Source organism: Anaerovibrio sp. (genome assembly GCF_024697385.1).
Lineage (GTDB): Bacteria > Bacillota > Negativicutes > Selenomonadales > Selenomonadaceae > Anaerovibrio.
The window spans coordinates 1-2,639 of sequence record NZ_JAILFV010000001.1; the positions used below are offsets into that span (position 1 = coordinate 1).

Below are 2,639 nucleotides of genomic sequence, written 5' to 3' on the forward strand. Positions count from 1 at the left end.
GAAAATCCTCTGTCCCAAGCAGCATGGACATTGCCATGGATTCATAGGTCAAGGTCTCATCCAATGATGCACCATAATTATTGATTTCCTTCTTCATCATGGCCAGAGCCAATGGGGCTGCACCGGCAACCTGTCTGGACACAGCCATGGTCTTCTCCCTCAACTCCTCAGGTGCAAATACATCATTTACCAATCCAAGGGAGCAAGCCGCCTCGGCCACCAATGGTCTGGCCGTAAACATCAGCTCCTTGGCCTTGGCCAAGCCTACAGTTTTGGCAAGGAAATAATATCCTCCACAGTCCGGGGCCAATCCAATATTGGCAAAGCTCTGAATAAATTTTACCCCCTTGGCAGCATAGCAAAGGTCACAGGCTATGGCAATATTAAAGCCAGCCCCTGCTGCTACGCCATTTACCATGGCAATAACCGGCTTGGACATTCCATGAATAAGCCTTACTATCATCCCTGCCTGAGCTACAAATGCCCTTCGTTCCTCGGTGGTGGTCAGCTTGTCCAGGGATGCCAGATCACCTCCTGCACAAAACCCACGCCCTTCACCGGTCAGCACCACAACCCTAACCTCCGGATCATGTGCCAGCTGATGCAAGATTCCTATCCAACCGTTAATAAGCTCCAGACTCATGGAATTAAGGCTCTTGGGTCTGTTCAGGGTTACAAGGGCAACCCCATCCTCTTTTTCGCACTTTATTACTTCTTCTGCCACAACAACACCCCCATTTAATAAATCTTCCGGCATACCATAATGCCGGATACCATACCACCAACTTAATCAATTTTCATATAAGGACACATTTTATTTGCTCTTACATAATCAGTAAAGACCTATACGATCGGCATCAGTAATCTGCCTTACCACTCTGCATGGATTTCCCAATGCCAGGGAGTTGGCAGGAATATCCTTGGTCACAACACTTCCTCCACCGATTACCGAGCCCCTGCCTATTGTCACTCCGGGCATAATAGTAACATTTCCACCTATCCAGACATCCTCCTCCAGTATGATTTTTTCAACTTTCTCAGGAAAGTAGTCCCCATACTGATTAGTATGCTTGGATCGTTCATCAGCTACCAAAGGATGGGACGGTGTGGCAAACAATACCCCGGGACCAATCAGGCTCCTGTCGCCAATATGGATTTCATTACCATCAAGAAATACCACATTAAAATTTATATATACATCATCACCAATATAGATATTACAGCCATAATCGAATTGAACACCATTGGCAATAAATGAATTTTTCCCTATATGTCCTAAAATATCCTGCAATAATTTACTTCTTTTCTCCTTTTCCTCCACCATTGTCTGATTATAAATGGTACTGATATTACCTGCCAAAGCCCGTTGGTTTACCATCCAGGGTTCATTGTCCTGAAACCATTCCCCCCTGAGCATTTTCTCCTTTTCCGATGACATATCGCAAACCTCCTGTGTTATGATCATTATACTGACAGTACATCCAACAACGGCCCAAATACAATTAACTAAGGTTAATATTCTATATCGAAGGTCTTTTCCCCTTTTCCAGTCTGATGAAAGATGCATCTTCACCGCTTGCCTTACATGACCGGCTTCATCCCCCTGATGGCAGCTGATACTGAATAACAGCCGACATACAGCTAACAACCTGCACGCCTTGAAGGACTCATCTCCAGCTTACCGATTTTACTGCATACAAAGGAAAATATAATAATTTGTTGAATATCCTTGGTAGAGAAGATTTTGCGAGGTGAAAAGCATGCTATGGGATGAAGATCATGAGGTTTACGAAAATGATGACTCTGTCATTGGCGCTGTCAATAAAGAGGACGAGGATTACGGCCCAGGGATAGACGACAGTGACGATGAATGTGTTTACGACCCGGGAATAGACTGTAACAATACCAGCGGACCGGATGGTATAGAATGTGGTGGTACCAACGAAGATAATGCCGTGCACAATACATTAAACAATAATACATACCAGGAGAATACCCAAAACGATTCCGCGGAGGATTATAACTTTGGCTATGGGGGGAACCGGCATAACCGTGAACGCGGAGCCCGTTTTCATGGCTTGGGGCGTTGGCGTCACCGCGGCTGAAGGATAATATAAATCTTAAAAAATTACATCATAATTTATCTCCCCCATCCATAGAGGAAGGGAATATCTTTTACCTCGTAATAATACAAATTCAGGAGGCGCCTTTTAATGAAAAAAATATTTATTTTATTGTTCAGCTTTGCCCTTATAGCTGTTAATTCCAATGCCATATACAGCACAGCACATGCCCGAGAAATCTGGATTGCTCATTTACCTGAGGAGAATGCTGATGTTTATTTGATAGATAATACCATAAAAAGTGGCACCTCTCAAACCGGCAAATGGTTCACAATTGTGACGCGGGAGGTAAAAAGTGACGGCACATCAAACAAAACGATGTCATGGGATTTTTCTTCATTTGGCGGTGGCGAATGGAGGTACTATACAGATATGATGGCTACAAAGCTCACCACTGCCCGCGTTGTGGCCCCCAATAGACTTTTTGAAATTTGTATGGATAAAATAGGCTGGAAATACAGAATAGTCGATATCGGCTATCGCTGATAAAATTAATAACTGCAAATTCTTCCAATC

Annotated in this window: 4 protein-coding genes; 2 read left to right on the top strand and 2 right to left on the bottom strand. The window is 43.8% G+C overall.

Annotated elements, in window-relative coordinates:
- A partial coding sequence (locus tag K6C05_RS00005; protein WP_296730167.1) for an enoyl-CoA hydratase-related protein occupies positions 1-724 on the bottom strand: 724 nt, incomplete at its 3' end.
- A 108-nt stretch (positions 725-832) separates the two neighbouring features.
- Positions 833-1,438, bottom strand: a complete 606-nt coding sequence (locus tag K6C05_RS00010; protein ID WP_296730168.1) for a sugar O-acetyltransferase — start codon at positions 1,436-1,438, stop codon at positions 833-835.
- Positions 1,439-1,760: 322 nt separating this feature from the next.
- Here K6C05_RS00010 and K6C05_RS00015 point away from each other — a divergent pair, with 322 nt between their 5' ends.
- Entirely contained in the window at positions 1,761-2,105 is a 345-nt protein-coding gene (locus K6C05_RS00015; RefSeq protein WP_296730169.1) for a hypothetical protein, read from the top strand.
- A gap of 108 nt (positions 2,106-2,213) precedes the next feature.
- Positions 2,214-2,609: a hypothetical protein gene (locus K6C05_RS00020; protein WP_296730170.1), complete on the top strand. Its 396-nt coding sequence runs from the start codon at positions 2,214-2,216 to the stop codon at positions 2,607-2,609.
- Positions 2,610-2,639 lie beyond the last annotated feature (30 nt).